Source organism: Streptomyces sindenensis, from assembly GCF_014649035.1.
Classification (GTDB): domain Bacteria; phylum Actinomycetota; class Actinomycetes; order Streptomycetales; family Streptomycetaceae; genus Streptomyces; species Streptomyces sindenensis.
This window is the reverse complement of record NZ_BMSG01000006.1, coordinates 89,516-115,671: the sequence shown is the minus strand read 5'-3', so window position 1 is coordinate 115,671 and position 26,156 is coordinate 89,516. Positions and strand designations below refer to the sequence as shown.

At 72.1% G+C, this 26,156-nt stretch carries 29 protein-coding genes; 16 read left to right on the top strand and 13 right to left on the bottom strand.

What is annotated here, in order from left to right; translation table 11 throughout:
- Nucleotides 1-298: 298 nt before the first annotated feature.
- Nucleotides 299-781 carry a CarD family transcriptional regulator gene (locus tag IE145_RS10075; protein WP_003953493.1) on the bottom strand — a complete coding sequence of 161 codons (483 nt, stop codon included), beginning with the start codon at nucleotides 779-781 and terminating at the stop codon, nucleotides 299-301.
- 723 nt (nucleotides 782-1,504) lie between these two features.
- Between IE145_RS10075 and IE145_RS10070 the strand changes: the two genes are divergently transcribed.
- Nucleotides 1,505-2,227: a DUF461 domain-containing protein gene (locus IE145_RS10070; RefSeq protein ID WP_189520574.1), complete on the top strand. Its 723-nt coding sequence runs from the start codon at nucleotides 1,505-1,507 to the stop codon at nucleotides 2,225-2,227.
- Nucleotides 2,228-2,325: 98 nt separating this feature from the next.
- On the opposite strand, the gene phoP is transcribed toward IE145_RS10070, so the two are convergent.
- Nucleotides 2,326-3,006: a two-component system response regulator PhoP gene (gene phoP / locus IE145_RS10065; protein ID WP_189520573.1), complete on the bottom strand. Its 681-nt coding sequence runs from the start codon at nucleotides 3,004-3,006 to the stop codon at nucleotides 2,326-2,328.
- Nucleotides 3,003-4,265: a two-component system sensor histidine kinase PhoR gene (phoR, locus tag IE145_RS10060; protein ID WP_030720523.1), complete on the bottom strand. Its 1,263-nt coding sequence runs from the start codon at nucleotides 4,263-4,265 to the stop codon at nucleotides 3,003-3,005. The genes phoP and phoR overlap by 4 nt, the downstream gene beginning before the upstream one ends.
- A 198-nt stretch (nucleotides 4,266-4,463) precedes the next feature.
- Between phoR and phoU the strand changes: the two genes are divergently transcribed.
- Nucleotides 4,464-5,141 carry a phosphate signaling complex protein PhoU gene (gene phoU, locus IE145_RS10055; RefSeq protein WP_006125649.1) on the top strand — a complete coding sequence of 226 codons (678 nt, stop codon included), beginning with the start codon at nucleotides 4,464-4,466 and terminating at the stop codon, nucleotides 5,139-5,141.
- 330 nt (nucleotides 5,142-5,471) lie between these two features.
- Nucleotides 5,472-5,621 carry a hypothetical protein gene (locus IE145_RS10050; RefSeq protein ID WP_189520572.1) on the top strand — a complete coding sequence of 50 codons (150 nt, stop codon included), beginning with the start codon at nucleotides 5,472-5,474 and terminating at the stop codon, nucleotides 5,619-5,621.
- An 87-nt stretch (nucleotides 5,622-5,708) separates the two neighbouring features.
- Here the strand turns inward: IE145_RS10050 and IE145_RS10045 are convergent, their stop codons facing one another.
- The gene (locus tag IE145_RS10045; protein WP_189520571.1) at nucleotides 5,709-7,037 is read right to left on the bottom strand and encodes an MDR family MFS transporter; all 1,329 of its coding nucleotides are present in this window, start codon (nucleotides 7,035-7,037) and stop codon (nucleotides 5,709-5,711) included.
- Between the two features lie 229 nt (nucleotides 7,038-7,266).
- On the opposite strand from IE145_RS10045, the gene IE145_RS10040 reads away from it, so the two are divergent.
- Together IE145_RS10040 and IE145_RS10035 are read left to right on the top strand one after the other, a co-directional pair.
- A complete protein-coding gene (locus IE145_RS10040) occupies nucleotides 7,267-8,028 on the top strand; it encodes a phosphoglyceromutase (RefSeq protein ID WP_006125651.1) in 762 nt (253 codons plus the stop codon).
- 223 nt (nucleotides 8,029-8,251) lie between these two features.
- The gene (locus IE145_RS10035; RefSeq protein ID WP_189520570.1) at nucleotides 8,252-8,674 is read left to right on the top strand and encodes a hypothetical protein; all 423 of its coding nucleotides are present in this window, start codon (nucleotides 8,252-8,254) and stop codon (nucleotides 8,672-8,674) included.
- A gap of 34 nt (nucleotides 8,675-8,708) precedes the next feature.
- On the opposite strand, the gene IE145_RS10030 is transcribed toward IE145_RS10035, so the two are convergent.
- Nucleotides 8,709-9,449, bottom strand: a complete 741-nt coding sequence (locus IE145_RS10030; RefSeq protein ID WP_189520569.1) for a class I SAM-dependent DNA methyltransferase — start codon at nucleotides 9,447-9,449, stop codon at nucleotides 8,709-8,711.
- A gap of 99 nt (nucleotides 9,450-9,548) precedes the next feature.
- On the opposite strand from IE145_RS10030, the gene IE145_RS10025 reads away from it, so the two are divergent.
- The 4 genes from IE145_RS10025 (at nucleotide 9,549) to IE145_RS10010 (ending at nucleotide 10,903) form a co-directional block, all read left to right on the top strand.
- Nucleotides 9,549-9,758, top strand: coding sequence for a hypothetical protein (locus IE145_RS10025; protein WP_229825468.1), 210 nt, complete (start codon nucleotides 9,549-9,551; stop codon nucleotides 9,756-9,758).
- Nucleotides 9,759-9,800: 42 nt separating this feature from the next.
- Nucleotides 9,801-10,187 (top strand): YunG family protein, encoded by a 387-nt coding sequence (locus IE145_RS10020; RefSeq protein WP_189520568.1) that lies wholly within the window; start codon nucleotides 9,801-9,803, stop codon nucleotides 10,185-10,187.
- 228 nt (nucleotides 10,188-10,415) lie between these two features.
- Complete coding sequence (locus IE145_RS10015; protein WP_189520567.1) at nucleotides 10,416-10,664, top strand: hypothetical protein; 249 nt, start codon at nucleotides 10,416-10,418, stop codon at nucleotides 10,662-10,664.
- The gene (locus IE145_RS10010; protein ID WP_069738112.1) at nucleotides 10,661-10,903 is read left to right on the top strand and encodes a hypothetical protein; all 243 of its coding nucleotides are present in this window, start codon (nucleotides 10,661-10,663) and stop codon (nucleotides 10,901-10,903) included. The genes IE145_RS10015 and IE145_RS10010 overlap by 4 nt, the downstream gene beginning before the upstream one ends.
- Before the next feature lie 63 nt (nucleotides 10,904-10,966).
- Here IE145_RS10010 and IE145_RS10005 read toward each other — a convergent pair whose 3' ends face one another.
- The 3 genes from IE145_RS10005 to mshA all read right to left on the bottom strand — a co-directional run bounded on the left by IE145_RS10005 (nucleotide 10,967) and on the right by mshA (nucleotide 13,961).
- A complete protein-coding gene (locus tag IE145_RS10005) occupies nucleotides 10,967-11,773 on the bottom strand; it encodes a hypothetical protein (RefSeq protein ID WP_189520566.1) in 807 nt (268 codons plus the stop codon).
- Nucleotides 11,774-12,003: 230 nt separating this feature from the next.
- The gene (locus IE145_RS10000) at nucleotides 12,004-12,516 is read right to left on the bottom strand and encodes a type III secretion system chaperone family protein (RefSeq protein WP_189520565.1); all 513 of its coding nucleotides are present in this window, start codon (nucleotides 12,514-12,516) and stop codon (nucleotides 12,004-12,006) included.
- Nucleotides 12,517-12,608: 92 nt separating this feature from the next.
- Nucleotides 12,609-13,961 carry a D-inositol-3-phosphate glycosyltransferase gene (gene mshA, locus IE145_RS09995; RefSeq protein ID WP_189520564.1) on the bottom strand — a complete coding sequence of 451 codons (1,353 nt, stop codon included), beginning with the start codon at nucleotides 13,959-13,961 and terminating at the stop codon, nucleotides 12,609-12,611.
- Nucleotides 13,962-14,163: 202 nt separating this feature from the next.
- Between mshA and IE145_RS09990 the strand changes: the two genes are divergently transcribed.
- The 3 genes from IE145_RS09990 (at nucleotide 14,164) to IE145_RS09980 (ending at nucleotide 17,969) form a co-directional block, all read left to right on the top strand.
- The gene (locus tag IE145_RS09990; protein WP_189520563.1) at nucleotides 14,164-14,949 is read left to right on the top strand and encodes a class I SAM-dependent methyltransferase; all 786 of its coding nucleotides are present in this window, start codon (nucleotides 14,164-14,166) and stop codon (nucleotides 14,947-14,949) included.
- 283 nt (nucleotides 14,950-15,232) lie between these two features.
- Nucleotides 15,233-16,315, top strand: a complete 1,083-nt coding sequence (locus tag IE145_RS09985) for a C40 family peptidase (protein WP_189520562.1) — start codon at nucleotides 15,233-15,235, stop codon at nucleotides 16,313-16,315.
- A 304-nt stretch (nucleotides 16,316-16,619) separates the two neighbouring features.
- Nucleotides 16,620-17,969: a PP2C family protein-serine/threonine phosphatase gene (locus IE145_RS09980; protein ID WP_189520561.1), complete on the top strand. Its 1,350-nt coding sequence runs from the start codon at nucleotides 16,620-16,622 to the stop codon at nucleotides 17,967-17,969.
- On the opposite strand, the gene IE145_RS09975 is transcribed toward IE145_RS09980, so the two are convergent.
- The 3 genes from IE145_RS09975 to IE145_RS09965 all read right to left on the bottom strand — a co-directional run bounded on the left by IE145_RS09975 (nucleotide 17,951) and on the right by IE145_RS09965 (nucleotide 19,786).
- Nucleotides 17,951-18,286 (bottom strand): DUF2516 family protein, encoded by a 336-nt coding sequence (locus IE145_RS09975; RefSeq protein WP_189520560.1) that lies wholly within the window; start codon nucleotides 18,284-18,286, stop codon nucleotides 17,951-17,953. The two genes, IE145_RS09980 and IE145_RS09975, sit on opposite strands and share 19 nt — an antisense overlap.
- Nucleotides 18,287-18,561: 275 nt before the next feature.
- Complete coding sequence (locus IE145_RS09970; protein WP_189520559.1) at nucleotides 18,562-19,251, bottom strand: hypothetical protein; 690 nt, start codon at nucleotides 19,249-19,251, stop codon at nucleotides 18,562-18,564.
- 37 nt (nucleotides 19,252-19,288) lie between these two features.
- Complete coding sequence (locus IE145_RS09965) at nucleotides 19,289-19,786, bottom strand: helix-turn-helix domain-containing protein (RefSeq protein ID WP_189520558.1); 498 nt, start codon at nucleotides 19,784-19,786, stop codon at nucleotides 19,289-19,291.
- Nucleotides 19,787-20,151: 365 nt separating this feature from the next.
- Between IE145_RS09965 and IE145_RS09960 the strand changes: the two genes are divergently transcribed.
- The 4 genes from IE145_RS09960 (at nucleotide 20,152) to IE145_RS09945 (ending at nucleotide 24,116) form a co-directional block, all read left to right on the top strand.
- Nucleotides 20,152-21,006, top strand: a complete 855-nt coding sequence (locus IE145_RS09960) for an alpha/beta fold hydrolase (RefSeq protein ID WP_189520557.1) — start codon at nucleotides 20,152-20,154, stop codon at nucleotides 21,004-21,006.
- A gap of 335 nt (nucleotides 21,007-21,341) precedes the next feature.
- On the top strand, nucleotides 21,342-22,373 hold the full coding sequence (locus IE145_RS09955; protein WP_189520678.1) for a peptidoglycan-binding protein: 1,032 nt from the start codon (nucleotides 21,342-21,344) through the stop codon (nucleotides 22,371-22,373).
- A 248-nt stretch (nucleotides 22,374-22,621) separates the two neighbouring features.
- The gene (locus IE145_RS09950; RefSeq protein WP_229825489.1) at nucleotides 22,622-23,269 is read left to right on the top strand and encodes an HAD-IA family hydrolase; all 648 of its coding nucleotides are present in this window, start codon (nucleotides 22,622-22,624) and stop codon (nucleotides 23,267-23,269) included.
- 34 nt (nucleotides 23,270-23,303) lie between these two features.
- Complete coding sequence (locus tag IE145_RS09945; protein WP_189520556.1) at nucleotides 23,304-24,116, top strand: phosphotransferase; 813 nt, start codon at nucleotides 23,304-23,306, stop codon at nucleotides 24,114-24,116.
- 27 nt (nucleotides 24,117-24,143) lie between these two features.
- Here the strand turns inward: IE145_RS09945 and IE145_RS09940 are convergent, their stop codons facing one another.
- Together IE145_RS09940 and IE145_RS09935 are read right to left on the bottom strand one after the other, a co-directional pair.
- A complete protein-coding gene (locus IE145_RS09940; RefSeq protein ID WP_189520555.1) occupies nucleotides 24,144-24,821 on the bottom strand; it encodes a TetR/AcrR family transcriptional regulator in 678 nt (225 codons plus the stop codon).
- Between the two features lie 64 nt (nucleotides 24,822-24,885).
- The gene (locus tag IE145_RS09935; protein WP_189520554.1) at nucleotides 24,886-26,142 is read right to left on the bottom strand and encodes a GNAT family N-acetyltransferase; all 1,257 of its coding nucleotides are present in this window, start codon (nucleotides 26,140-26,142) and stop codon (nucleotides 24,886-24,888) included.
- Between the last annotated feature and the right edge of the window lie 14 nt (nucleotides 26,143-26,156).

Below are 26,156 nucleotides of genomic sequence, written 5' to 3'. Positions count from 1 at the left end.
TGGGTAGGGGCCCAGCGAGCCGGGTGTGACACCCTGACTCGCACCGGGCCCCTTCCGTGAGCACCCGCCCGGTCGAGTACGGGCCGCATCGGGCTCACGCAGCACGGGGGCCGCCCTCACTCGACGGCCCCTTCCCCACGCACACGGATTCGGTTCGTTCACGGATTCCGGCACCGATTCCGATACCGCGGCAGATTCGGGTCCGGGTCCGAACATGCCGCAGCGCCCGACGACACAGCGTAAAAACGACTGGTCAGCGGGCACCGCGGCACATGCATACGACCGGTGCGATCCGGTTTCAGGACGCGAGGACCTCGTCGAGCAGGGCCTCGGCCTTGTCCTCGTTCGTGTTCTCCGCGAGGGCGAGCTCGCTCACCAGGATCTGGCGGGCCTTGGCGAGCATGCGCTTCTCTCCGGCGGAGAGACCGCGCTCGCGCTCCCGGCGCCACAGGTCGCGGACGACTTCCGCGACCTTGATGACATCGCCGGAGGCGAGCTTCTCGAGATTTGCCTTGTAACGCCGGGACCAGTTCGTCGGCTCCTCGGCATACGGCGCACGCAGCACCTCGAAGACCCGGTCCAGCCCGTCCTGCCCGACCACGTCGCGCACGCCTACGAACTCCGCATTGTCCGCCGGCACACGGACCGTCAGGTCGCCCTGGGCGACCTTGAGCACCAAGTAGGTCTTGTCCACGCCTTTGATCTGGCGAGTTTCGATAGCCTCGATCAGCGCGGCCCCGTGATGGGGATAGACCACGGTGTCGCCAACCTTGAACGTCATGTGACAGGTACCCCTTCCGTGGCTATCCAGAGTAACACGAGAATCGCCTCCCCTGAATGGCGTTTTCGCAGGTCAGGGCATATCTCGGGGCTTGACAACAGCAACACGAACGTGCTGCGGAAGGCATCCGGAAGACGGTATTCGCAGGTCGGAGCCACTGTGCGCCCGGAGCGAAACATCCACGTCACACGGCCCGGAAGCCTTGCAGAAGAGGGCGAAAGTCCCGTTTTGTCGGTTTCGAGATAGCGATCTTTCCCTACTCCGTTCGGTGATCGCTCACTCGTGCGGGCGTAACTGTCCGGCCGCAATGAATTTGATCAAGCCAAGTGCCGGTCGGCGCTTTCCGTTGCTGAACACGCGGAACACGAAGGCGAAGAAGCCGTGAACCGGAAAGGGAGGAAGAAGCGGTGAGGCGCCCGTGAAGAATTGATCACGCGGATTATGTGAACGGCGCATGACCTACCGGCTGGTAGAACACCCTCTCGGCGGCCCCGCCCCCGACCGCCGTTCGGGCTCCGTCGACCGCCACTCGGGCCCCCTCGACCACAGCTCGGGCCCATGCCCGGCCGACGCGACACCTCCTAGAGGCGGGTCGGGTGCAGGGCGGGCGCGGCGGCTCGGTAGCCTAAGGCCGCTGACACACCCTTAGGGCGGCTTTACACCACCGCTCGACGCTCGACGTCCGAAGTCCGCAGTCCGAACGTTCAAGGAGTTGCCGCCGCCGTGAGCCGCAGCCTTCGACACGGCGCTCTCGCCGCCACCGCCACCGCGCTCTCGATCTTCTCCCTGTCCGCCTGTGCGGCGGGCAACAACGCCGAGACGCTCAAGATCCGGCCGGACAACCCGGCCACCTCGGTGGGCAACATCAAGGTCCAGAACGTCAACGTGATCACGCAGCCCGGCGCCGGTACGGACGGCCCCGCCGTCGTCGCCGCGACGCTGTTCAACGACGGCACCGAGCGCGAGGTGCTGGAGGCGATCACGCTGCCCGGCAGCGACGTCGAGGTGAAGCTCCAGGCGGCCGGCGGCAAGGGACCCATCGTGGTCCCGGCCGGCGGTCAGGTCATCATCGGCGGCAAGGGCAACGCCGCCGCCGTGATCGAGAACAGCGGCGAGGCCGCGCGCAACGGCGACGTCCAGCAGGTCGTCTTCAAGCTCAGCCGGACCGGCGACGTCGGCCTCGGCGCGAGCGTCTTCCCGGCCGAGGGCTTCTTCAAGGACTTCGGTCCCAGCCCGCAGGCCGAGCCGCCCGCCCCGAAGCCGAGCCCGACGCCGTCCGGCAGCGCGACCGGCGACGCCGCGAACCCCGGCACGGCCGAGGGCGCCACGGGCGGTACGCCGACGGACGGCGCGACCGCCGAGGGCGCCACGGGCCAGGGCGAGACGGGCGCACAGGGCGATGCGGCCGCGCAGGGCGCGGGCGACGACGTGCCCGCGGCTGACTGACACGGCAGTACCCGCAGCACACACGCCGAAGGGCGCTTCCCGGCCGGGAAGCGCCCTTCGGCGTACACAGGCGTGCGCAGGGCCGCCCGGCCCGCGGTTTACGGCTCGAACTTGTACCCCAGGCCGCGCACGGTGACGAGGTAGCGCGGGGCGCCCGGGTCGGGCTCGATCTTGGCGCGCAGACGCTTGACGTGGACGTCGAGGGTCTTGGTGTCGCCGACGTAGTCCGCGCCCCAGACCCGGTCGATGAGCTGCATGCGGGTGAGCACGCGGCCCGCGTTGCGCAGGAGCATCTCCAGGAGGTCGAACTCCTTGAGCGGGAGGTCGACCTTGCCGCCGGAGACGGTGACGACGTGCCGGTCGACGTCCATCCGGACCGGGCCCGCCTCCAGGGCGGCCGGGGTGACCTCCTCCGGCTCGCCGCGGCGGCGCAGGACGGCCCGGATGCGGGCGACGAGCTCACGGGAGGAGAAGGGCTTGGTGACGTAGTCGTCGGCTCCTATCTCCAGCCCGACGACCTTGTCGATCTCGCTGTCCTTGGCGGTGACCATGATCACCGGGACGTTGGAGCGGCTGCGGAGCTGGCGGCACACCTCGGTGCCGGGCAGGCCGGGCAGCATCAGGTCGAGGAGGACCAGATCGGCGCCGTTGCGCTCGAACTCGTCGAGTCCCTCGGGGCCGGTCGCCGCGATGGCGACCTCGAAGCCTTCTTTGCGCAGCATGTAGGACAGGGCGTCGCTGAAGGATTCCTCATCCTCGACGACAAGCACTCGGGTCACGGAAGAGCCTCCGGGGCAGGGAAGGGGTCAAAGGTGTCGGTCTCGTACGGCCCCTCGTCGTCGCCGTTGACGATAAGCGGTCCGCCGGTGGTGCGCTCCCTCGTGGCGCCCGTTTCGGGCAGCCGGAGGGTGAAGGTGGAGCCCTGTCCCTCGGAGCTCCAGACGGTGACCTCCCCGCCGTGCGAGGCGGCCACGTGTTTGACGATGGCGAGGCCGAGACCGGTGCCACCGGTGGCCCGTGAGCGGGCCGGGTCGACGCGGTAGAAGCGCTCGAAGACCCGTTCGCGGTCCTTCTCGGAGATGCCGATGCCCTGGTCGGTGACGGCTATCTCGATGAGGTCCCCGCCGGGCGAGGCGAGGCGGCGTGCGGCGATGCCGACGCGGGTGTGGGCGGGGCTGTAGTTGACGGCGTTCTCGACGAGATTGCCGAGCGCGCCCACGAGCTGGCCGCGGTTGCCCCAGACCGTGAGGCCCTCGGCTCCCGCGGAGGCCATGGTGATCTGCTTGGAGCCGGCCTGCTGGCGGCAGCGGTCGATCGCCTCGGCGACCAGCGTCTCCACCTTGACCGGCTCGGCGTCCTCCAGCGGGTCGTCGTTCTGCACCCGGGAGAGGTCGATGAGTTCCTGTACGAGGTTGGTGAGCCGGGTCGCCTCGATCTGCATCCGCCCGGCGAACCGCTCCACGGCCTCCGGGTCGTCGGAGGCGTCCATGACCGCTTCGGAGAGCAGGGAGAGCGCTCCGGTCGGGGTCTTGAGCTCGTGGCTGACGTTGGCGACGAAGTCGCGCCGTACCGCTTCTATCCGGCGGGCCTCGGTGAGGTCCTCCACCAGCAGCAGCACCAGCCGCGAGCCGAGCGGGGCGACCCGGGCGGAGACGGCGAGGGTGTCCCCCCGGCCCGTGCCACGCCGGGGCAGGTCCAGCTCGACCTGCCGTATCTCGCCGTCCCGCCGGGTGTCCCGGGCCATGTTGAGCATCGGCTCGACGGACAGCCGGCCGCCCCGCACCAGGCCCAGGGCGTACGCCGCGGAGCTGGCCTTGACCACGCTGTCGCTCTCGTCGAGGACGACGGCGGAGGAGCTGAGGACGGAGAGGACGGTGTCCACTCCGGGGGGAAGGGCGGCGTTGCTGTCCGGCCGCAGCGAGGTGCGCGTGGGCCGTTTCAGGTCGCGCTCGCTCCAGCGGAACGCCAGCATGGCGATCACGCCGGTCAGGAGACCGGCGATCGCCGCAGCTGCGGCGACCGCCGCGTTCACGTCCATGCTTCAAGGTTATGCGGGTGCGACGAGTCCCTCCCAGCCGTCCGAGTGCCATCTCGAACACTCGTCGCCCAGAGTTCACCGAGGGGTAGGAGCCGGTTCACTTAGGGGGCCGGATCCGGACGCGTTACGGCCCCACCGTGGCACCGTGGGGGTCGGTCCGAGACCCCGGCCTCAGTCTGGAACTGGAGAGGGACTTCCATGCGCGACGCTTACCACGAGGAACTCGATTCGATCGGAGAAGGCCTGGTCGAGATGGCCCGGCTGGTCGGTTCGGCGATCGGGCGGGCGACCACGTCCATGCTCGACGCCGACCTGACGCTGGCGGAGAACGTGATCGCCGGCGACCAGAAGGTCGACGACCTCCAGCACGACCTGGAGGCCCGCGCCATCGCGCTCCTGGCCCGCCAGCAGCCGGTGGCCACCGACCTGCGCATCGTGGTGACCTCGCTGCGGATGAGCGCCGACCTGGAGCGCTCGGGCGACCTCGCCCAGCACGTGGCGAAGCTGGCCCGGCTGCGCTTCCCGCAGTCGGCGGTCCCGCACGACCTGCACGCCACGATTCTGGAGATGGGCCAGCTCGCCCAGCGCCTGATGGCCAAGGCGGCCGAGGTCATCATCACCAAGGACGTCGATCTGGCGCTCCAGCTGGAGCAGGACGACGACGAGATGGACCTGCTGCACCGCACGCTGTTCCAGCACCTGATGGACGACCGCTGGAAGCACGGCATCGAGACGGCCGTGGACGTGACGCTGCTGGGCCGCTACTACGAGCGCTTCGCCGACCACGCGGTGTCGGTCGCCAAGCGCGTGGTCTACCTGGTGACGGGCGAGCACGCGGACGAGATCCAGGCGGCGGCCCCGGTCGAGGGCGCGTAGGGGAGGGCACGCGGGGAACGGCACGCGGGGACGGCCCGCACGGACGGGCCTGAACGGACGGTCCGCACGGACGGGCGGGGCGGACGGAGTCTGCACGCACGGACGGGCGGGGCGGACGGGCCGGGGCGCCTCCGACGTACCACCGGCGCTCACCGGCGTAGACGAGTCGCACATACGTTCCTGCGCGCGTGCGCCGTTGATGCGCCTGCCGGGATGGGCATGCAATGGGACGGGGGCGTCGCCATGGCCGGGAGCGGTGGGTCGTGCCGTACGTCCCCGGCGGCGACGCACCGGCGTCCGCCGCCCAGCCGTATGCCCTGAGGAGGGACCATGGCCGATTCCCCCACGACCGAACCCCAGCAGGAGACCCCGACCGAAGTGGTGCGCCTGACGGTGCTCGGAGCCTGCGGATGCGGGGCGGGCTGCGGGTGCGGCTGCCAGTCCGGAGCCCCGTGCCAGTGCGGCGGCTGCTGCGGCTGACCCGCACCCGCGGGTACGCGTACCTGCACGAGAAGCGCGCGGTGCCCGCCCGGACCCCCGTTCCGGATGGGCGCCGCGCGCCGCGTTTCAGCAGGCCCGCTCGACCGCCGCCGCGGGTGCGGCCTCCGGTTCGGCCTGGTCCGGCCGGGCCTCGGCCGGGACCGGCGCGGGCTCGGGCAGGACATCCGCCGGGGCGTGCTCCCCGCGCGGCAGGTTGCGCATCAGCAGCCAGTAGCCGAACCCGGCGAGGGTGCCGATGACGGCGCAGGCGGCCCAGAGCCAGGCGGCGCCGTAGTGGTCGATCACGAAGCCGGACATCAGCGGCGCGACGAGCGCGGCCACCGACCAGGACATCGTGTACATGCCCTGGTAGCGGCCCCGGCCCCGGGCGGGCGAGAGCTGGACGACGATGCCCGTCTGGGTGGGCGCGTTCACGATCTCGGCCAGCGTCCAGACGCAGACGGTGAGGGCGTACGCGGCGACCGACCCGGCGAAGGCGGTGAGCCCGAAGCCGTACCCGGCGAGCATCGACGAGATGATCAGCAGCCGGCGCGGGTCGCGGTCCTGGATGAAGCGGGTGACGGGGATCTGGAGGACCACGATCAGCACACCGTTGACGGCGATGGCGGTCCCGAAGTCGGAGCTGGACAGCCCGTCCGTACCCATCGCCACCGGCAGCGCCACGTACCCCTGCTGGAAGATCAGCGCCACCAGGAACGACAGCCCCACGACCCCCATGAACCGGCCGTCGCGCAGGACGGTGGTGAGCCGCACCTCGTCCTTGGGCCGCTTGCCGCCGGTGGTCTTCACCACCGCTTCCTCGGGCCGCGACTCCGGCACCTTCACGAAGACGAGGACGGCGCAGACGAGCGTCATCAGGGCCTCGCCGAGGAAGCCGGCGAGGTAGCTGTACTCGGCGATGAATCCGGCCCCGGCGGAGGAGATCGCGAAACCGAGGTTGATGGCCCAGTAGTTCAGCGAGAAGGCCCGGACCCGGTCCTTCGGGGGCACGATGTCCGCCATCATCGCCTGGACGGCGGGGCGGGACGCGTTGCTCGCCATGCCGACGAAGAACGCCACGGCGGCGATGGCGAACGGATGCTGCATGAAACCGAGCACCGCCACCGACACGGCGGTCGACGTCTGCGCGATCAGCATGGTGGGCCGCCGGCCGAGCCGGTCGGTCATCACGCCCGCGCCGAGCGAGGAGATGACCCCGCCGAGCCCGTGGAGGGCGGCGACGAGCCCCGCGTACGAGGCGGAGTAGCCCCGGTCCAGGGTCAGGTAGAGGGCCATGAAGGTCGCGACGAACGCGCCCAGGCGGTTGACGAGGGTGCTGGTCCACAGCCACCAGAACTCGCGGGGCATCCCCGAGACGGTCTCGCGGGCGGCTGTGCGCAGACCGGCGACGGACATAAGGATTCCCCCCACGGGACGTACGGATGGATGCGGAGACGGGCCTCGGGTAACACCCCCCGACCCGTTCGAGACATTACGAAGCCGGCTCCCCGCCCGCCACTGGATTGACGCCCCCCGTCAATCGTCCGCACGCCGGGCGCCGGGGCCCCGGCGTGCGTGGACCCGGCCCTGTCCGCGTTACGGGCGGGCGCGCGGGGGTCGCACGGGTTCGATTACGCTCGGACTCATGGCCGACGCACCGTACAAGCTGATCCTCCTCCGCCACGGCGAGAGCGAATGGAACGCGAAGAACCTGTTCACCGGTTGGGTGGACGTCAACCTCACCGAAAAGGGCGAGAAGGAAGCAGTCCGCGGCGGTGAGCTGCTCAAGGACGCCGGTCTGCTCCCCGACGTCCTGCACACCTCCCTCCAGCGCCGCGCGATCCGCACCGCGCAGCTGGCCCTGGAATCCGCCGACCGCCTGTGGATCCCGGTCCGCCGCTCCTGGCGCCTGAACGAGCGCCACTACGGCGCGCTCCAGGGCAAGGACAAGGCGCAGACGCTCGCCGAGTTCGGCGAGGAGCAGTTCATGCTGTGGCGCCGCTCGTACGACACCCCGCCGCCGCCGCTGGCCCGCGACGCCGAGTACAGCCAGTTCGACGACGCGCGCTACGCGACCCTCCCCCCGGAGCTGCGCCCGGACACGGAGTGCCTGAAGGACGTCGTCGTCCGCATGCTCCCGTACTGGTTCGACAGCATCGTCCCGGACCTCCTCACGGGCCGCACGGTCCTGGTCGCCGCGCACGGCAACAGCCTCCGCGCGCTGGTGAAGCACCTGGACGGCATCTCGGACGAGGACATCGCGGGCCTCAACATCCCGACCGGCATCCCGCTCTCCTACGAGCTCGACGCCGACTTCAAGCCGCTGAAGCCGGGCGGCACGTACCTCGATCCGGACGCCGCGAAGGCCGCGATCGAGGCCGTGAAGAACCAGGGCAAGAAGAAGTAGTTTCGCTGATCATGCCCCCGCCCCGCGCTTACGGCGCGGGGCGGGGGCATTTTCGCGGCCGGGCGAATGTTCCGGGCGCGGGCCGCTGGGTGCGACGGGCTGATTACCTCGAAGGTAATTGATGCCCTCCGGGGGGCCGCCTACTTTCGGCACTGTCCGGCGGCCCCACGGAGAACCCTCTTCCGTATCGGGCAACTCCGTTGCACACGAAAGGAAGACACCCATGGTTTTGACGCAGTACGACCGGGTTGCCCCAGACGCGAGGGCGACGGGAACCGACGGTTTCGCGCGGCTGGCACTCAAGCTGGACGCGGTGGCCACCGGCCTCAACGGCATCGCGTACCTGGCACTCGCCACGGTCCTCGACTCCGTCTTCGGCGTCCCGACGGCCGTCCAGTACCCCGTCGGGGCGTTCCTGCTCCTCTACGCGGTGGGAGTGCTCGCCATCGGGACGCGGAAGGCGATCAGCCGCACGGGACTGACGGCGGTCATCCTGGCGAACGTGCTCTGGGTCGTGCTCAGCCTGGCGGTCGTGGTCTCCGGTGCGCTCTCCCCGACCGGCGTCGGTGCGGTCTGGATCGTGCTGCAGAGTCTGACGGTCGGCGGGTTCGCCGGCCTCCAGTACGTCGGGCTCAAGCGGATGTGAGCTCCTTGAGCGGGCCGGCCTCCCCGGGATGGCCTCAGACCGGCTTGCGCCACACCGAGATGTGCTGGGCGGAGTCCGGGCCGAACGGCGTGCCGTTCCAGTCCTCGGCCCGGCTCTCCAGCTCCAGCCCCGCGATGCGGGCCATCAGGTCCAGCTCGGCCGGCCAGGCGTAGCGCTGGCGGCAGGTGTCCCGGCGGAAGCGGCCGTCGTCGCCGTCGCGGGTGAAGTGGTGAGAGACGAGGGTCTGCTCGACCAGGTCGAAGGTGTCGAAGCCGAGGTGCCGCTCGGACACGTCGAACGGCGCCGCGACCTGGCCGGGCGGCAGGAACCGCAGCGGCGGTACGGTCAGTTCGACGACGAACCGGCCCCCGGGGGCCAGATGGCGGGCCGCGTTCTCGAAGCACGCGACCTGTTCGTCCTGGGTGAGCAGGTTCCCGATGGTGTTGTAGACGAGGTAGACGAGGGTGAACGCGCCGGGGACGACCGTGGTGGCCATGTCCCCGATCACCACGGGGAGCGTCTCCTTGTCAGCCTTGCGGCGGAGCACCGCCGCCATCGGCTCGGAGAGTTCGATGCCCGTCACCGGTACGCCGCGCTGCCGGAGGGGAACGCCGACGCGGCCGGTGCCGATGGCGAACTCCAGGGCGCGGCCGTTCCCGGCGAGTTCGGCGAGGAAGTCGAGGGTCGGTCCGAGGGCGGCGGGTGAGGAGTTCTCCGCCTCCTCGGCGTCGTAGCGGTCGGCGGTCTCTCGGGTCCACAGTTCGCTGCTGGTCACGGGCGACCACTCTGCTGGAACCCCGCGGCCTCTGTCGACGTCATTTCCGGGGAAAATGGGTGCGGTTGGCGTCACCGGACGGCGGGCCGGAGAAGTGGGGTGGCAGTGGCCGGGAAACGGCTCTGTCTCGACACGCCGGGCTATCTGGCGTTCCTCGCCGTCGTGGCGTTCTGGGCGGCAGCGAGCTCCGGAAGCCCTCTCCACGTACGGGTGTTGGCAGGCATCACCGCAGCCCTCGCCGCAGGCCACCTGTCCGTGACCCTGGTCGGGCGGCGACGCGACCGCCGTACAGCCTCCGGTGGCGGCTGAGGTGCGGCCGCACTGTCAGTCCCCCCTGCCACGATGGTCACCATGACGATCCACCTGCTCACCGACATCGAACAGGCCCTGCGCGGCAGTTGGAGCGCCGAGACCTGCACGCCGGAGTACCGCGACCGCTGGACTCCGGACAATCCGGCGCGCGATCAGTGCGGGGTCACCGCCATGGTGCTCAACGACCTGCTCGGCGGGGAGCTGATCCGGGGCGAGGTGCATGTCGACGGGGTGCGCACCGACTTCCACTGGTGGAACCGGCTGGGCATGGGCGTCGAGGTCGATCTGACCCGGGAGCAGTTCGGGCCCGAGGAGGTCGTCGTGGGCGGTGAGGTCGTGGCCCGGCCGCCCGGCGAGCTGCCCCGGCTCCAGGAGGAGTACGCCCTCCTGCGCGACCGGGTCGCGGAGCGGCTCGGGCGGAGCTGAGCGCGGAGCGGCTCGGGCGGAGCTGAGCGCGGAGCGGCTCGGGCGCCGCTGAGCGCGGAGCGGCTCGGGCGGAGCTGAGCGCGGAGTCCCGCGTCGCACCTGATCCGTGGCCGATCCGTGCCCGGACGCGACGGCCGGAACACGCCTCGTACGCACTACGGTGAGCCCATGCCGTCACGCCGCCCGTGACGGCGACCCTCCAGGGCAAGGAGATCGAGGAGAGCGATCATGGGTGAGTCTCTGAAGACCTTCGTCGGCGGTACCGAGGTCGAGGTGCCCAACAGCATCCCGGACATCCGGGCCACGCTCCCCGAGGAGAGACGCGAGGAGTTCGATCTCGCCATCAACGAGGCGGGGGTGCACGAGATCCAGGCCGTCATGCGGCACTGGATGCTGGAGGCCGTCCCCGATCCCGAGGCCGAGAGGATCCTGGACCGGCTGGCGCGGGACGAGGCCGAGAGGCGGAGCGTCGCTTGAGCTTCCGCATCTCCTACGCACCGCCCGCCGACGACACCCTGGCCAAGATGCGCGGCGGCGAGTCCTTCCGGGACGAGATGGTCCGCACCCTCGGCGAGGAGCCGTACGGCCACGCCTCCTCCGCCGTCAAGAGCGAGCGGGACCGGCGTGAGGCGACCGTCGCCGGGGCCATCGTCCTCTACTACGTCTCCCGGTCCGTCCTGACCGTGACCGTCGTCCGGCTCGTGCCTCTGCCCTGATCCGCCACGAACGCGGCGCCCCTGCCCTGTGGCGGATCAGGACCAAGACGCCGCGGGCGTACGTCAGGCGAGCTTCTTGTCCTGCGCCGCCACGACCTCCGCCGGCACCTCGAACTTCACGTCGCCGCCGGCCGCCGCCAGGTTGAAGGCGAAGAACGTCGCCACGGAGCTTCCCTTGCGCAGCGCCACCAGCTTGAACGGGGCGGTCTCGCCCTCGTCCTCGGAGGTGACCGTCCAGGCGGCGGCCTCGTCGCCGCCGGTGACCTTCTCCTCGGTGATCGAGGCGACCTTGGTCGGCGTCCCCGCGACCGTGGCGGTGAAGCCGCCCGCGCAGTCGGCGGCGGCCTTCTTCAGCGCGGCGAAGGCGTCCGGGCCCGCGGTCCCCTCGTAGGAGGTCAGCGCGACGAACGTGGACGTCAGGTTGAACGCGTCCTTGAAGGCGTCGGCACCCTCGCCCTTCGCCACGTCCTCCAGCGACTTCTTGCCGTCGGCCTTCGGCTCGTCGATCACCTTGCGCTTCGTGGTGGCCACGGCGTCCTTCTGCGCCACGCCGTACATGGCGTGGGCGACCGGCAGGCAGGCCTCCTTGTCGGCCTTGACACCGTCCGCCGGAACCTCGTCGGCCGGACCCGTCTTGGTGATCTTGGTGCCCTTGACGTCGCCCTGGGCGAGGGTGGCCGTCTCCAGCTCGGCGGCGGTGAGCGCCTTGGCGGGGGCTTTCGGGGCCGAGCTGCTGCCGTTCGCGGCGCCCTTCTCGTCCTTGCCGTCCTTGGCGTCGGCGTCCGACGAGCCGCCGCAGGCGGTGGCCAGCAGGGCGAGGGCGGCCGCGGAGGCGGCGAGGGCGGTACGTCGTACGGCAGTGGCGCGCATGGTTCTTCTCTCCGGTTCGAGGAGCGACCGCCCTTTCCCCGTACGGCGGTTCGACACCGCCTGGGACGGGCCGTCGCAGTGATCCACACCTTACGATCGAACCTGTGAGCGAAGACGGGTCCGGCGGCGCTCTGCCGTGATCGTCATTTCGTTGTGATCATTCTGTGCATGCACCGTGCGGAAAGGCCGTGCAACCTTCCTGCCCCTTCCCGAATCCAGGAGGGCGGGCGTCAGCCGCCGGACGCGTCCCGGGTCAGGTGGCTGAACGCGTCAAGGTTCCGGGTGGACTCACCGCGCGCCACCCGCCACGCGTACTCCTTGCGGATCGAGTTCGCGAAACCCAGCTCCAGAAGGGTGTTGAACGCCCCGTCGGCCGCTTCGAGGACAACGCCGAGCAGCCGGTCCAGCTCCTCGGGGGTGACCACCGCGAGGGGCAGCTTGCCGACGAGATAGACGTCTCCGAGTGAGTCGATGGCGTAACTCACCCCGAACAGGCGGAGGTTGCGCTCCAGGAGCCAGCGGTGCACCTCGGCGTCGTTCTCGTCCGGGTGCCGGACGACGAACGCGTTGAGGGAGAGGGAGTGCTTGCCGACGATCAGGGAACAGGTCGTCGACAGCTTGCGGGTGCCCGGCAGGGTCACGACGTAGTTGCCGCGCTCCGGGCTCTCCCATTCGAGCCCGGCATCGTTCAGCGTCGCCTCGATGACCTGGGCCGCTGCTGTCTCGTCGGGTGCGTCAGCCATGCAGCGAGCGTACGACAGGCCGGTGCCGGCGGCAGGAGGGGCCTCGGCGGCCGTCCGCCCCGGGCGGTCAGCCCTGATACGCCGCCGGCCGGTCAGCCGTGGTGGGACCGGGCGCGGCGGCGGTGGTCGCAGAGCGCGGCCGTGTACACGTCGGCGGTCGCCGACGCGGAGGTGTCCCAGCCGAAGGACTGGGCGTGCGCCGCGGCGGCCGCGCCCATGCGTTCGACCAGCTCCGGCGCGTCCGCGAACCGCCCGAGCGCGCGGGCGTACGCCTCCGGCTCGTGCCCGGGTATCAGAAAGCCGCTGACCTCGTCGCGCACCGCCACCGGGAGCCCGCCCACGGCCGCCGCGACCACCGGCGTACCGGTCGCCTGGGCCTCGATCGCGACCAGGCCGAAGGACTCGCTGTACGACGGCATGACCAGCACCGACGCGGCCCGGAACCAGTCCGCCAGCAGGTCCTGGCCCACCGGCGGGCAGAACCGTACGACGTCGGCGATGCCGAGGCGCGCGGCCAGCTTCTGGAGCCCCTCGGGCTTGGCGAGACCGCTGCCGCTCGGCCCGCCGACCACCGGCACCACGATGCGCGAGCGCAGCGACGGGTCCCTCTCCAGCAGCACGGCCACCGCCCGCAGCAGGACGTCCGGGGCCTTCAGCGGCTGGATGCGCCCCGCGAAGAGCGGGATCAGCGCGTCCTGCGGCAACCCGAGCCGGGCGCGCGCGGCGGCACGGCCGTCGGCCCGGCGGAAGCGGTCGAGGTTGACGCCAGGGTGCACGACGGCGACGGCGGCGGGGTCGGCGCCGTAGAAGCGGACGAGTTCGTCGGCCTCCTCGGCGGTGTTGGCGATCAGCCGGTCGGAGGCGTTCACGATCTGGGTCTCGCCGATGACCCGGGCGGCCGGCTCGGCGGTGTCGCCCTCGGCGAGCGCGGCGTTCTTGACCTTGGCCATGGTGTGCATGGCGTGCACGAGCGGGACGCCCCAGCGCTGGGCGGCGAGCCAGCCGACCTGGCCGGAGAGCCAGTAGTGGGAGTGCACGAGGTCGTAGTAGCCGGGGCGCTGGCCGGCCCAGGCCTGCATCACGCCGTGGGTGAAGGCGCAGAGCTGGGCGGGCAGATCCTCCTTGGCGAGACCTTCGTACGGCCCGGCGTCGACGTGCCGGACCAGGACGCCGGGGGCCAGCTCGACCGCGGGGGGCAGGGAGCCGGTGGTCGCCCGGGTGAAGATCTCGACCTCGATGTTGATCGCGGCGAGGCGCTTGGCCAGCTCGACGATGTAGACGTTCATCCCGCCCGCGTCACCGGTACCGGGCTGGTGGAGGGGGGAGGTGTGCACGGAGAGCATCGCGACGCGGCGCGGCTTGCGGGAGGCCCCGGAGAGGCCTCCGGGGAACCTGAGGCGCGCGGCCGCGCGGGTGGAGCCGAGCCGGGAGACGTACTGGCTCACCTCGTCGGTCCTCCTCGATAGGGGCATGCTGCCGGGGAGGGCGTGAGGTCCCTCCGAAGGGCGAGAACAGCGGAACGCCGCCTTTCATTTCCGCTTTGCCAAATCATTACGCGGTCGGCGGCGTGTCGCACCGGGCGCCCGCCCGTCCGGGCGGGGCCCACCGCCGCCGGGTGCCCCGCGTCGCGTCGCATACGCTCGACCCATGCGCCAGCGCCCCATCGGCACCGCCACCCGCGGGACCACCAACCCGAACCGGCTGCGCCGCATGGACCGCTGGATCGCCGACGCGCACGGACCCGCCCTGCGCCGCGCCGGGACGCCCGTGGCCGTCGACCTCGGGTACGGGGCGGCCCCGTGGACCGCGGTCGAGCTGCTGGGCCGCCTGCGCACCGCCGAGCCGCGCACCGCGGTGGCGGGGATCGAGATCGATCCGGACCGGGTCGCGGCGGCGAAGCCGTACGAACGTGAGGGGCTCACGTTCGCGCACGGCGGCTTCGAGGTCCCCCTGGCGGTGCGGCCCTTGCTCATCCGGGCGGCGAACGTGCTGCGTCAGTACGACGAGGACCGGGTCGCCGAGGTCTGGGCGCGGCTGTGTTCCCGCCTCGACGCGGACGGGCTGCTGGTGGAGGGGACCTGCGACGAGATCGGCCGCCGTCACGTCTGGGTGGCACTGGGGCCCGAGGGGCCGCGCACGGTCACCTTCGCGACCCGGCTCGGCTCGCTGGAGCGCCCCTCCGACCTGGCGGAACGGCTGCCGAAGGCGCTGATCCACCGCAATGTGCCGGGCGAGCCGGTCCACGCGTTCCTGCGGGACTTCGACCGGGCGTGGGCGGCGGCCTCCCCGTACGCCTCGCTGGGCGCGCGGCAGCGCTGGATCGCGGCGGTGCGGGCGGTGGCGGCGGACTGGCCGGTGACGGACGGGGTACGGCGGTGGCGGCAGGGCGAGATCACCGTGGCGTGGGACGCCCTGCGGCCCAACAGCCGCTGAACGCTCCCCCCTAACCGGAGACCGCCGGCAGAACACCGGCAGATCACCGACATTTCACCGGCGGAGATCGTCCGCTACGGGAACGCCACGGGGGCATCGTTCGTCCCTGAGGGTGGGGATGACGGAGCCCGGGGGGGTTCCTGGCGAACTTGTCCTGTGCGGGCGGTATGTGACGTAGCGGGTGCCGTCGGCCTCTGTTGCTTTGGAGGACGACATGGCACGATCGCGACGTTGCCGCAAAGTTACTGACGGTAAGTCAGATGTGTGCCCGGAGGGGGAGCTCGTGAACCGACGCCACTGCGCCACTGCCGCCATCACGCTGGTCTGTGCGCTGGCCCTGCTGACGTCCACGGGCCAGGCCTCGGCCGCCCCGATCCCGGAGCCCTCCTCGTCGCCCTCCGCCCCGGCCGATCCCTCGCAGCGCTACTCCAACGCGGACCTGGAGAAGGTCCGTGAGCAGATCGAGACGCTGTACCGGAAGGCGGGCGCGGCGACCGACGCGTACAACCTCGCCGAGGAGCAGACGAAGAAGCAGTCCGGCGAGATCGTGAAGCTGGCCAAGGCGATCGTCGACGGCCAGGCGCGCATCGCCGCACTGAAGGACCGGGCCGGCGCCCAGGCCCGCGAGCAGTACCGCAACGGCGGCCTGCCGCCCGGCGCGCAGCTGGCCCTGAGCAACGACCCCAAGCTCTTCCTGGACGGGATCAACAAGGTCCGCCAGAGCCAGCAGGCCTCCAAGTCGCTGCTGACCGAGCTGAACCAGACGCAGCAGGACCTGGAGACCTACACCCAGGACGCCAGCGCCAACTGGGAGAAGCTGGAAGCCAACCGGGTCAAGCAGGCCAAGGCCAAGAAGAAGATCAACGCCCAGATCAAGGCGGCGGAGAAGCTCGAATCGCGGCTGGAGAAGAAGGAGCGCGACCGGCTGCGCCAGTTGGAGCAGGACGCGGCGAACCGGGCGCAGACCGCCTGGCTCTCCTCCGGCGCGGTCAAGGACGTCAGCGGCGAGGCGAGCGAGACCGGAGCGGCGGCGGTGGCCTTCGCGACGGCGCAGATCGGCAAGCCGTACGTCTGGGGGGCCGAGGGCCCCGGTTCGTACGACTGCTCCGGCCTGACGTCCCGGGCCTGGCTGGCGGCGAAGCGGCCGATCCCACGCACCTCGCAGGAGCAGTGGCGGCTGCTCCCCCGCATCGACATCCAGGACATGCGCCCCGGCGATCTGATCATCTACCACGCCGACGCCAGCCACGTCGGGATGTACGTCGGCGACGGCGCGATCGTCCACGCCCCGCGCCCCGGCCGCAACGTCACACTGGCGGGCGCGGGTTCGATGAAGATCCTCGGCGTGGTCCGCCCGGACAAGTAGGGATCCGCCCGGACAAGCAGTGCCCGCCCGGACGGGGAACCCATCGACGTGGCCCGGGCCACGTGAGCGGGGCCACGCCGTCGGCGGTGGGAGCGTGATGTTTGTCATGGGCGCTTCCGCCCCCGAACGGCCGCCCATCGCGCCGGATCCGTGTCGGGACGCGGCTTATGGCGGCGCATATGACAGGGGCCCGTCCCCGTGTGCCATTCCGTTCCCCCACCGGGGACCGCTATCGTCCCCGACTGGCGGATCGTCGATCGTCGACCCGCCGCGCCCTCGGGGGGAGGGAAGGAAACCTGAACCGATGCCCGTACCCGTACCGCAGCAGCGATCCGTTCCCGCTGCGGAGACCTCCCACGGCGACCTCACCCTGCTGGTGATCGAGGACGACCCGGCGGGCACCACCATCACCGTGCCCGAACTCTCGGCGGCGGCCGGGACCCGGGTCCGTATCCGTACCGCCCGCAACCTCACCGAGGCGGCGCGGCTGCTCACCGACGACGTGGACTGCATCCTGCTGGACCTGGCCCTGCCGGTCGCGGGCTCCGACAGCGGCCCCGGCGACGGCGCGGGCCCCGGCCGGGCCGCCGAGCTGGCCGCCCTCACCCACGTCCTGCGCATCGCCCCGCTGCACGCCGTCCTGGCGCTGACCGCCGAGGACGACACGGAGCTGGCGGCGGAGGCGGTACGCGTCGGGGCGCAGGACTACCTCTTCCGCGGCGAACTGGACGCGCGCGTGCTGAGCCGCGCCATCCGGTACGCCGTGGAGCGCAAGCGCGCCGACATCGCCCAGCACCAGCTGACCGAGTCCCGGCTGCGCGCCCAGGAGAACGCCCGCCTGGAACGCGGCCTGCTCCCCACCCCGCTGCTGGACGGCTCCGGCCTGAGCTTCGCCGCCCGCTACCGTCCCGGCCGCAGCCGCGCCCTGCTCGGCGGCGACTTCTACGACGTCGTCCGCACCCCCGACGGCACGGTGCACGCGATGATCGGCGACGTCTGCGGCCACGGCCCGGACGAGGCGGCGCTCGGCGTCGAGCTGCGGATCGCCTGGCGGGCGCTGACGCTGGCCGGGCTGTGCGGGGACGAGCTGCTCTCCACGCTCCAGCAGGTGCTGGAGCACGAGCGGCAGAGCGAGGAGATCTTCGCGACGCTCTGCACCGTCGACATCGCGCCCGACGGGCGGCGGGCCGGCCTCTGCCTGGCCGGACACCCCGCGCCGCTGCTCGCCCGCCACGGCCGGCCGGCCGAGCTGCTCCCGTACGAGGACGGCGGCCCGGCGCTGGGGCTGCTGCCGCGGGCCCGGTGGCCGCGCCGCCAGGTCGAGCTGGGCGGCGCCTGGAGCCTGATGATGTACACCGACGGGCTCATCGAGGGGCGGGTGGGGGCCGGCACCAGCGAGCGGCTCGGCCAGGACGGCATGGTCGCGATGGTCAACGGCCGACTGGCGGAGGGGCTGGCCGGCGAGGAGTTGCTGGAGGCGGCGGTCGCCGAGGTGCGGGAGCGGCACGGCGGCGAGCTGACCGACGATGTGGCGGTCCTGCTGCTGGGCCGCGATCCGGAGCGGATACGACGAGGGGGCGGCAGCGCACCGCGCTCCCGCCCCGCTTCATCCGTCGTCGCACGCCCCCCGGGCGCTCAGCGCCCGCCGTTGTAGGGGCCGTAGGGGCCGTCGCTGCTGGAACCGCCCCTGCGGCCACCGCCGCCGCCCGAGACCGCCTTGAGGGCGGGGCGCACGTCGACCATGAACACGATCGACGCGACGACGCCCGCGAGCTGCAGGAACAGCATCGGGATCAGGTTCACGGCGACGGCGATGCCGAGAATGATCAGCCAGAACGACTTCTTCTTCTTGTCGGCGGCACGGTAGGCGTCCTCACGGGCGGTCGCCGCGAAGACGAACGCGACCACGGCCAGCACCAGCATCGCCAGATAGAGCAGCTGGAGCATCGTGCCGAATCCTGAGAGCAACATGCTGTGTACCGCCTAGTGAGTGGATGAGCGCCCTGCGGCCGAGAAGGCCAAGGTACCGGGACAACGAACCGGCACCCCGTAAAGGTGCCCGCCCCGCGTCCCGGTCACGCGTACCGCGTCGGGGTCCCGTCCGGGTCCCGCGTCCCGGTCACGCGTACCGCGTCGGGGTCCCGTCCGGGCCCCGCGTCTGGGTCCCGTCCAGGTCCCGCCGGGTTTCGCTTCCGGGTCCCGTCCAGGTCCTGCCGGGTCCCGCGTCCGGCAGGGACCCGTGAGGGTCACTTGCCGTCGGCCGGAGGGGTCTTCCGGGCGGCGGGCTTGCGCGGCGCGGGCGCCTTCTTGGCGGGCGCGGCCTTGGCCTCGGCGGGCTTGGCCGGGGCGGCCTTCACGGAGCCCCCGGCGGCGGGCCCGCTCTTGGCCTCGCCCTTGGGGGCGGCCTTGGGCGTGACCTTGGAGGCGGCGGGCTTCGAGGCGGCGGGCTTCGAGGCGGCGGGCCCGGGCCCGGCCTTCGGCTCGGCCTCGACGACGGCGGCGATCTCGACGATCTCCTCCGCGGTCTCCCCGCGCCAGGTCCGTACGGTCTGCTCGCCGTGCTCGGCGACCTTCTCGTACGTCTCGCGGGCCTTGATCGCGTACTCGGCGGCCACGCCCACGCTGCGGAGCGCCAGGTCCTGAGCGCTCTCGCCGAGCTTCTTCAGATCGGCGGCGTCGAACGAGCCGAAGACCTCGGTCACCTTCGCCTGCACGGTGGCCTGGGCCTCCTTGGCCTGCGTGGTCACCTTCTCCTGCACGGCCTTGGGGTCGGTGTTGCGCACGGCGTCGATCCGCTCGGGCGCCTCGGCGCGCAGCTGCTCGATCAGCGCCGGGACCTTGCGCGCCTGCTGGACGGCCAGGTCGGCCGTACCGGCGGCGAAGTAGAGGGGGGTGGGGTCGGTGAGGGTCTTGCGCAGGTCATCGGTGATGGCCATGACTGTGGTCCTCCCGGATCATCGGAATCAGCCGCTGTCAGCTGTGAGGGTGTTGGTCCTTGGTGGCGCCCGTACCGGCGTCGTCGCCGTCACGGGTCCCGGCATCGCCGCCCGCGTCGCCGCCGGCGCCGGCGTCCGCGCTCGCACCGGCATCCGCTTCCGCGTTCACGTCCGCGCCGGGCCCGGGCGGGAATCCGTTCTCGCGGCGGAAGGAGTCGTAGATCTGGAGCAGAACGTTCTTCTGCCGCTCGTTGATCGACGGATCGGCCAGAATGACCGCCCGCGTCTCCAGCTCCTCCCGCTCCCGCTCGTCGAGGATCCCCGCACGTACGTACAGGGTCTCGGCCGAGATCCGCAGCGCCTTGGCGACCTGCTGGAGCACGTCCGCGCTGGGCTTGCGCAGACCGCGCTCGATCTGGCTGAGATACGGGTTCGACACCCCGGTGGCATCGGCGAGCTGCCGCAGCGAGAGCTGTGCTGCACGGCGCTGCTCCCGCAGGTACTCACCGAGATTGCCGACGTTGAGTGATGCCATGACTCGATAGTGCAACACCCTTGCTAACTTTTGCAAGCAGGTGCTTGCAAAAGTGTCGCGTGTCCGGGCTGGAGGACGCCCCCGTTGATCGCGAATGTTCTGGCCCGTCAGCCATCGCCCGGCCGGCCCCGCGAGGAAGGCGACCACGTCCGTCAGATCCTCGGGCCGGCCGAGGCGTCCGAGGGAGGTCATGGCGATGGCCATCGCCAGCTTCTCCGGCTCGTTGGCAGCGTTCAGGAGACCGACTCCCCGCTGACGGCCACCACCACCTTCGCCGACGCCGACGCGGTGACCCGGCTCCGGGGCCGAAAACCTCGCCTCCCGGACCTTGCCCCCGAAGATCATTTCGTTGGAGCCTGGGGAGTATGCCGAATCTTCCGACCTTCGTCCTCGTCCACGGCGCCTTCGCGAACTCGTTCTCCTTCGCGCCCCTCCAGGCCGAACTCGCCCTGCTCGGCCACCGGTCCGCCGCGGTCGACCTTCCGGGGCACGGGTTCGGGGCCACGTACCCCGCCGCCTACCAGACACCCCAGGATCTCGGCGCGCTCGCCGCCGAGCCGGGGGCCATCAAGGGCGTCACGCTCGCGGACAACGTGGCCCATGTGATCGAGGTCCTCGAACGGGCCAAGCGGAACGGGCCGACCATCCTCGTCTCGCACAGCCGGGGCGGGGTCACGGCCACCGCCGTCGCCAACGCCCGGCCGGACCTCATCGACCGGCTCGTCTACGTCTCCGCCTGGTGCCCCGTCGCCCTGGACGTGAACGACTACTACGCCGAGCCGGAGATGGCCGACGTCGACGCGGGCGCCCTGGCCCTCGCGCTCGTCGGGAACCCTGCCGAACTCGGGCTGCTGCGGGTCAACTTCCGTACCGCCGACCCGGCGGCGCTCGACGCGTTCAAGCACGCGTTCGCCGCCGACCTCACCGATGACGAGTTCCGGACCTTCCTCAACACCTTCCAGCCCGACGAGAACCTCGACGTCGGCACGTCGGCCGACCGGGCACAGGCCGCGACCTGGGGCCGGGTCCCCCGGACCTATGTGCGCCTGGCCGCCGACACCAGCCTTCCGCCCGCCCTGCAGGACCGCATGATCCGCGAGGCCGACGCGCTCACCCCCGACAACCCCTTCGACGTGCGGACCCTCGAAGGCAGCCATCTGCGCTGGCTCGTGCGCCCGAAGCCGGCCGCCGAACTGCTCGCCGGACTCGCCGCGCTCTGACACCCCCTCCGGGGCGGTCGGCCGGCGTCGGAGGAGGCGTCCCGCCGCCTCTGACGCCGACAGCGTGGGCCCGGGGCGGGCCGCTCCCGCCACGCCCCCGGCAAGGGGCCGCCGTGGCCTCCACCGCGCTGTGCGGGTCCCGCCGGACGGGCACTGCGGAAGGGGCGAGCTGATCGCTCAACACGCCTTACTGGTAAGTCCATTGGGCCCGCGCGTAGGCCCGTGGGCCCCTGACAGGGCGGCCGGACAACCCTAGCGTCTATGCGGGTAGAACCTCGTACCCCCGCTCGTGCCCCGCGCCCCGCCGACCACCCGCCTGCTTCGAGGGAGACATGATGTGCCGATCCTGCGCAACCACTACCGCACCGGCCGAAACCCCGGTGGACGCGAAGAGTCCGGCCCACGGGCTGTCACGGCGAGGGCTGCTGGCCGGGATCGGTCTGGGCGCGCTCACCGTGAACCTGAGCCTGTCGACCGGAGCGTCCGCGGCGGAAGCGGCCGAAGCGCTTGAAGCGGTTGAAGCGGCCGAAGCGGCGGCGACCATGGCCGCGAAGAACGGGGCGTGGGCCAATCCCGCCCTGGGGCGGTTCCCGGCCGGCGGCCACTACGGCGCACCCCGGGGCGGCGCGTCCCACGCCGGCCAGGACATCAGCAACTCCACGGGCACCGCCGTCCACGCGGCGGCCGCGGGCACCGTCGTCCGCCGCTCGTGGGGCGGAGGTCTGCCGGGCCGGACCGGTAACGGCCTGGTGATCGCCCATGGCGGCAACCAGTACACGTACTACGGACACCTCAGCGCCTACCGGGTCGCCCTCAACGCAAGGGTCTCCGCCGGACAGCGGATCGCCGACATGGGGGCGACCGGCAATGTGACAGGGCCGCACCTCCACTTCGAGACGCACTCGGGGAGCCTCGGCGCCACGGTGAACCCGGTCCGCTTCCTGGCCGCCCGGGGCGTGGACCTGGCCGGCGGCTGGTCGAGGATCGACCCGGGCGCGAGCGGCGCCACGGTCGTCGTGATCCAGCACCTGATGACCCGGCGCGGCTACGCGCTGGTCGCCGACGGACAGTACGGCTCCGTGTCGGTCGCCGCCGTCAAGCGGTTCCAGAGCTCCAAGGGGCTGGTGGCCGACGGTCAGGTCGGCCCGGCGACCTGGCCCGCGCTCGTGTACACGCTGCGGCAGGGCGCCGGCGGGGCCCACGTCCGGGCCCTGCAGACCGCGCTGAACAAGCGCGGCGCCCGGCTGGCGGTCGACGGCGCCTTCGGTTCCGTCACCACGACCGCCGTCCGCGCCTACCAGAGCTCCAACCGGCTGGTGACCGACGGCGAGGCGGGCCCGGTGACCTGGCGGGCGCTGACCGGCTGACCCACCGCCGTCCGGGGGCACGCGGTGACGTGTACTGTCCCGCAGGCCGCTCGGAAGGGCGGTGCCGTGGTCGGCCAGGAACGGTCCGGCGGCCGCTCGTGGCCGACCACGTCCTCCCCCGTCGAAGCCCACGCAGGAGACCAGCCATGAGCACGCGATCCGCCCCGGCCGGGGGCCGCGCCCCGATCGCCGCCACCGCTCCCCCGCCCGCCGCCGCACCGGGCCCCGCCGACCGCGCCTTCGACGCGGTGCTCTGCGATGTCGACAACGTGATCCGCTTCTACGACACCGCCCCTCTCGCCGCCCTGGAGCGGGCCGCCGGACTGCCGGAAGGCACCACGACCGGCATCGGCTACGCGCCCGCGGTCGACCTCCCGCTGCTGCTCGGCCGGATCACCCCGGACGCCTGGGTGGAGTCCATCGCCGCCGGGCTCACGGACCGGGTGGGCGCGGAGCGGGCCCACGAACTGGGCCGGGCGCTCGCGGACGCGCCGTTCCGGGCCGACGAGGAGGTGGTGTCGCTGCTGCGCCGGGCCAGGACCCACGTCCCGCTGGTCCTCGTCACCAACACGACCCTCCAACTGGACGCGGATCTGGCCTCATTGGGCCTGACCGACCTGGCCGACGCGGTCGTGAGCAGCGCGGTGGAGCAGGTGGCCAAGCCCGACCCGGCCATCTACCGCATCGCGGCCGAGCGGGCGGGCGTACCGATGGCACGATGCCTGTTCGTGGACGACCGCCAGGAGAACATCGACGCGGCCGCCGCCCTCGGCATGACCACCGCCCTCTACCGCGAACCGGCCGATCTGCGAGCGGCGTTGGGGCACTGTGCGGAGGAGGCAGCGGAGGAGGCAGCGGAGGAGACAGCGGAGGACCCGGCGGTGGGTCAGTGGTGAAGGCGCAGCGCGCCGGGCGGGAGCCGTGAGCCCCGTGAACCGCGAACCGGAAGCGGATCGCGAACCCGAAGTGCTGTCCGGCGGGCTGGCCAACGCCGGGGCCGTCCTGCGTCACGGCGATACCGTCGAACGTCCCGCCCCACCGCACGTCAGCCTCCTGCACGCCCACCTCCGGGCCCTCCGGGAGCAAGGGTTCGACGGTGTGCCCGTGCCCCTGGGCGTCTCCGCGTCCGGGCAGCGCGAGCAACTCTCGTACGTCCCCGGCGAGGTCGCCGTCAGTCCCTACCCGGACCGGGTCTGGACGGACGACGCCCTGCGCTCGGTGGGGGCGCTGCTCCGGCGCATGCACGACGCGGCGACGGGGGTACCGTTCGACCGCGCGGCCGGCTGGCCCGCCGACCTGGCCGATCCGGAGGGGGCGACGGCTCCCGGTGCGGTGATCTGCCACAACGACGCGTGCCTGGAGAACGTGGTGTTCCGGGGCGGTCGTGGCGCCGCCGCCCTCATCGACTTCGACCTGGCCGCGCCCGGCCGCCTGGTGTGGGACGTGGCCATGGCGGCGCGTTACTGGGTGCCGATGCGGGGCCGCCCCGGCCTCGACCCGGCACACCGGCTGCGCGTCCTGGCCGGCGGCCACGGACTGGGGCGCGCGGACCGGGCGGCCCTGCCCCGGGTGATCGAGCAGGCCACCGCGGTGTGCCGGGCGTTCGTCGAGCGGCGGGTGGCGCGGGGAGACGCGGCGTACTCGGCGGCGTACGAGCGGAACGGGCGTACGGAGTGGGACCGGCACCAGGAATGGCTGGCGGACCACCGCCCCGCCCTCACCGCCGCCCTGCTCGCCGACTGACCGGAGTCCTCCCCCTCGGGCGTGCGGCTACGACGGAGGCTCCAGCCCCGTCCGCAGCTGGACGAACGCCTCCTCGGCCGCCTGCACCGCCCCCGCGTAGACCCGGTCGGCGCTCTCCCCCGCGTCGATCCGCCTCCAGTTCTCCAGGGCCAGGATGCGCTGGACGGCGACGATCTGCCCGGCCGCCAGGCGATCGGGGACCCGGCCGCCGAGGGCGCGGGCGAGGGCCGCCTCGGAGCGGCCCTGGTAGGCGTGGAGGCGGGCGACCAGGGACGGTGTTCCGTACAGCAGGCGCAGGAACGCCAGCACCTGCGGTATGTCGCAGAGGCCGGTCACCGGGTCGCGGCGGTCGAGGCCGTCGAGGAAGTGGCGGCGCAGGGCGTCCAGCGGGGTCTCGTCCGGGGCGCGGCCCGTGACCACCCGGGCCGCCTCGTCCTCGTGGTCGGCGAACCGGTGCAGGACCAGGTCCTCCTTGGCGGGGAAGTACCGGAACAGCGTCGGCTTGGAGATGTCCGCCGCGGCCGCCACCTCCGCCACCGACACCTTGTCGAAGCCCCGCTCCAGGAACATCGTGATCGCCGCGTCGGAGACCGCCTGGTAGGTCAGCCGCTTCTTGCGCTCCCGTAGCCCGACCGGCGCCGCCCCGTCGCCGGAAGCGGAATCGGAACGGTCGCCGTTCGCGGGGTTCTCTCCGTTCATGACCATGAAGCGTACGCGCCCGGCCTCAGGCGGAATTGACGCCATCGGCCGGGTGCCGGAGCCGGGCCGCTCAGAACACGTCCGGGCACCAGGGCCGCCGGCCCGTGCGGAACACCGCGTCCGCCGTCGTCGCCGCGGCCGGCCGCAGCTCCTCCGCCCGGCCCAGGTCCACCAGCCGCCGCACGGACTCGTCGCCCAGGTACAGCGTGGACAGCTCCGCCACGTCCAGGGCGAGATCGGCGCTCCGGGTGGTCGGCGTGCAGCGGGCGCCGGAGTCCGAGGCGTCCAGCAGGAAGCGGCCCCCGGCCAGACCCGCCGGGTCCCGGACGTCCAGGACGAGCGATGCCTCGACGGCGTACGTCCGGGCCTCCAGGGCGCGCGGCACGTCCAGCAGCCTCAGCCACAGCCAGTCCGCGTGGGTGACCATGCGGGCCGCACGCGGGTCGGGCAGCAGCAGCGGAAGCAGGTCGTCGGGGGCGCGGTGGCCGGAGCGGACCGTGGTGATCCAGTCGACCGAGCAGAGGTAGTGCCACAGGGCCCGCTCCGCCGCCGGGTTCAGCGCGATCAGGTCCCGTACGGAAGCGGTGTTCAGCGGCTGCTTGGCGTCGCTCCACTTGTCGTCCACGCCGTACACCAGCAGGCCGTCGACCTCGCCGTCCGCGGCGCGGTGCACCACGTAGAACGGCTCGGTCCACGTCTCGTGCTCCGCCCGGGGCGCGACGCCCGTACGCGTCCGCCACCAGCGCTCGCCGCGGCCGACGACGCCGGGCTGCCGGGCCGCCAGCGCGGCGTGCACCTCGGGGCCGGTCTTGCGGACCTCCGCGCCGTCGACCAGCTCGACGCGGCCGCCGTCCGCCGGCTGCCCGGAGCGGCGCGGGTCGAGCCCGGCGCGGTCCACCGAGATCTCCCACTCGGCGGCCCAGGCGGCGGGGCCGAAGCCGTACCGTCCGTAGATCGGGTACTCCGCGGCGATCAGCGAGGCGACGACCTCGCCGCGCTCCTTGGCCGCCGCCAGGTCCGTGGCCATCATCCGGCTGAGCAGTCCGCGGCGGCGGTGCGTGGGCGACACCGTCACGCCGGTGACCGCGTCGGCCGTCACGGCGGCCCCGCCCACCACGGTGAGCTGCTGGGCGAACGAGCGGAACGTCGCCACGCAGCGCCCCTCGTCGAAGACTCCCTGCATCCGGGAGAGGTCCGTGTCGCCGAACCGGTCGGCGACCAGCTCCTCACCCGGCTTCTCTGCGGCGGGGGTCAGGAAACCGGTGCCCACCGCCTTCATCCAGTCGGCGATCTCGGAGCGGGTGACGGGGCGGACATCGAGGCTCATTCCTCCACGCTAAG

Excerpts from the sequence above, each read along its gene's own strand:
- IE145_RS10035 (WP_189520570.1), top strand. The coding sequence starts at position 8,252 with ATGGTTTTGACGCAGTACGACCGGGTTGCCCCAGACGCGAGGGCGACG.
- IE145_RS10005 (WP_189520566.1), bottom strand. The coding sequence starts at position 11,773 with ATGCGCGCCACTGCCGTACGACGTACCGCCCTCGCCGCCTCCGCGGCC.
- IE145_RS09965 (WP_189520558.1), bottom strand. The coding sequence starts at position 19,786 with ATGGCATCACTCAACGTCGGCAATCTCGGTGAGTACCTGCGGGAGCAG.
- IE145_RS10000 (WP_189520565.1), bottom strand. The coding sequence starts at position 12,516 with ATGGCTGACGCACCCGACGAGACAGCAGCGGCCCAGGTCATCGAGGCG.
- IE145_RS10075 (WP_003953493.1), bottom strand. The coding sequence starts at position 781 with ATGACGTTCAAGGTTGGCGACACCGTGGTCTATCCCCATCACGGGGCC.
- phoR (WP_030720523.1), bottom strand. The coding sequence starts at position 4,265 with ATGGACGTGAACGCGGCGGTCGCCGCAGCTGCGGCGATCGCCGGTCTC.
- IE145_RS10050 (WP_189520572.1), top strand. The coding sequence starts at position 5,472 with ATGGCCGATTCCCCCACGACCGAACCCCAGCAGGAGACCCCGACCGAA.
- IE145_RS10020 (WP_189520568.1), top strand. The coding sequence starts at position 9,801 with ATGACGATCCACCTGCTCACCGACATCGAACAGGCCCTGCGCGGCAGT.
- IE145_RS10045 (WP_189520571.1), bottom strand. The coding sequence starts at position 7,037 with ATGTCCGTCGCCGGTCTGCGCACAGCCGCCCGCGAGACCGTCTCGGGG.
- IE145_RS09980 (WP_189520561.1), top strand. The coding sequence starts at position 16,620 with ATGCCCGTACCCGTACCGCAGCAGCGATCCGTTCCCGCTGCGGAGACC.
- phoU (WP_006125649.1), top strand. The coding sequence starts at position 4,464 with ATGCGCGACGCTTACCACGAGGAACTCGATTCGATCGGAGAAGGCCTG.
- IE145_RS09955 (WP_189520678.1), top strand. The coding sequence starts at position 21,342 with ATGTGCCGATCCTGCGCAACCACTACCGCACCGGCCGAAACCCCGGTG.
- IE145_RS09960 (WP_189520557.1), top strand. The coding sequence starts at position 20,152 with ATGCCGAATCTTCCGACCTTCGTCCTCGTCCACGGCGCCTTCGCGAAC.
- IE145_RS09975 (WP_189520560.1), bottom strand. The coding sequence starts at position 18,286 with ATGTTGCTCTCAGGATTCGGCACGATGCTCCAGCTGCTCTATCTGGCG.
- IE145_RS09970 (WP_189520559.1), bottom strand. The coding sequence starts at position 19,251 with ATGGCCATCACCGATGACCTGCGCAAGACCCTCACCGACCCCACCCCC.
- IE145_RS09940 (WP_189520555.1), bottom strand. The coding sequence starts at position 24,821 with ATGGTCATGAACGGAGAGAACCCCGCGAACGGCGACCGTTCCGATTCC.
- IE145_RS10015 (WP_189520567.1), top strand. The coding sequence starts at position 10,416 with ATGGGTGAGTCTCTGAAGACCTTCGTCGGCGGTACCGAGGTCGAGGTG.
- IE145_RS09935 (WP_189520554.1), bottom strand. The coding sequence starts at position 26,142 with ATGAGCCTCGATGTCCGCCCCGTCACCCGCTCCGAGATCGCCGACTGG.
- IE145_RS10040 (WP_006125651.1), top strand. The coding sequence starts at position 7,267 with ATGGCCGACGCACCGTACAAGCTGATCCTCCTCCGCCACGGCGAGAGC.
- IE145_RS09990 (WP_189520563.1), top strand. The coding sequence starts at position 14,164 with ATGCGCCAGCGCCCCATCGGCACCGCCACCCGCGGGACCACCAACCCG.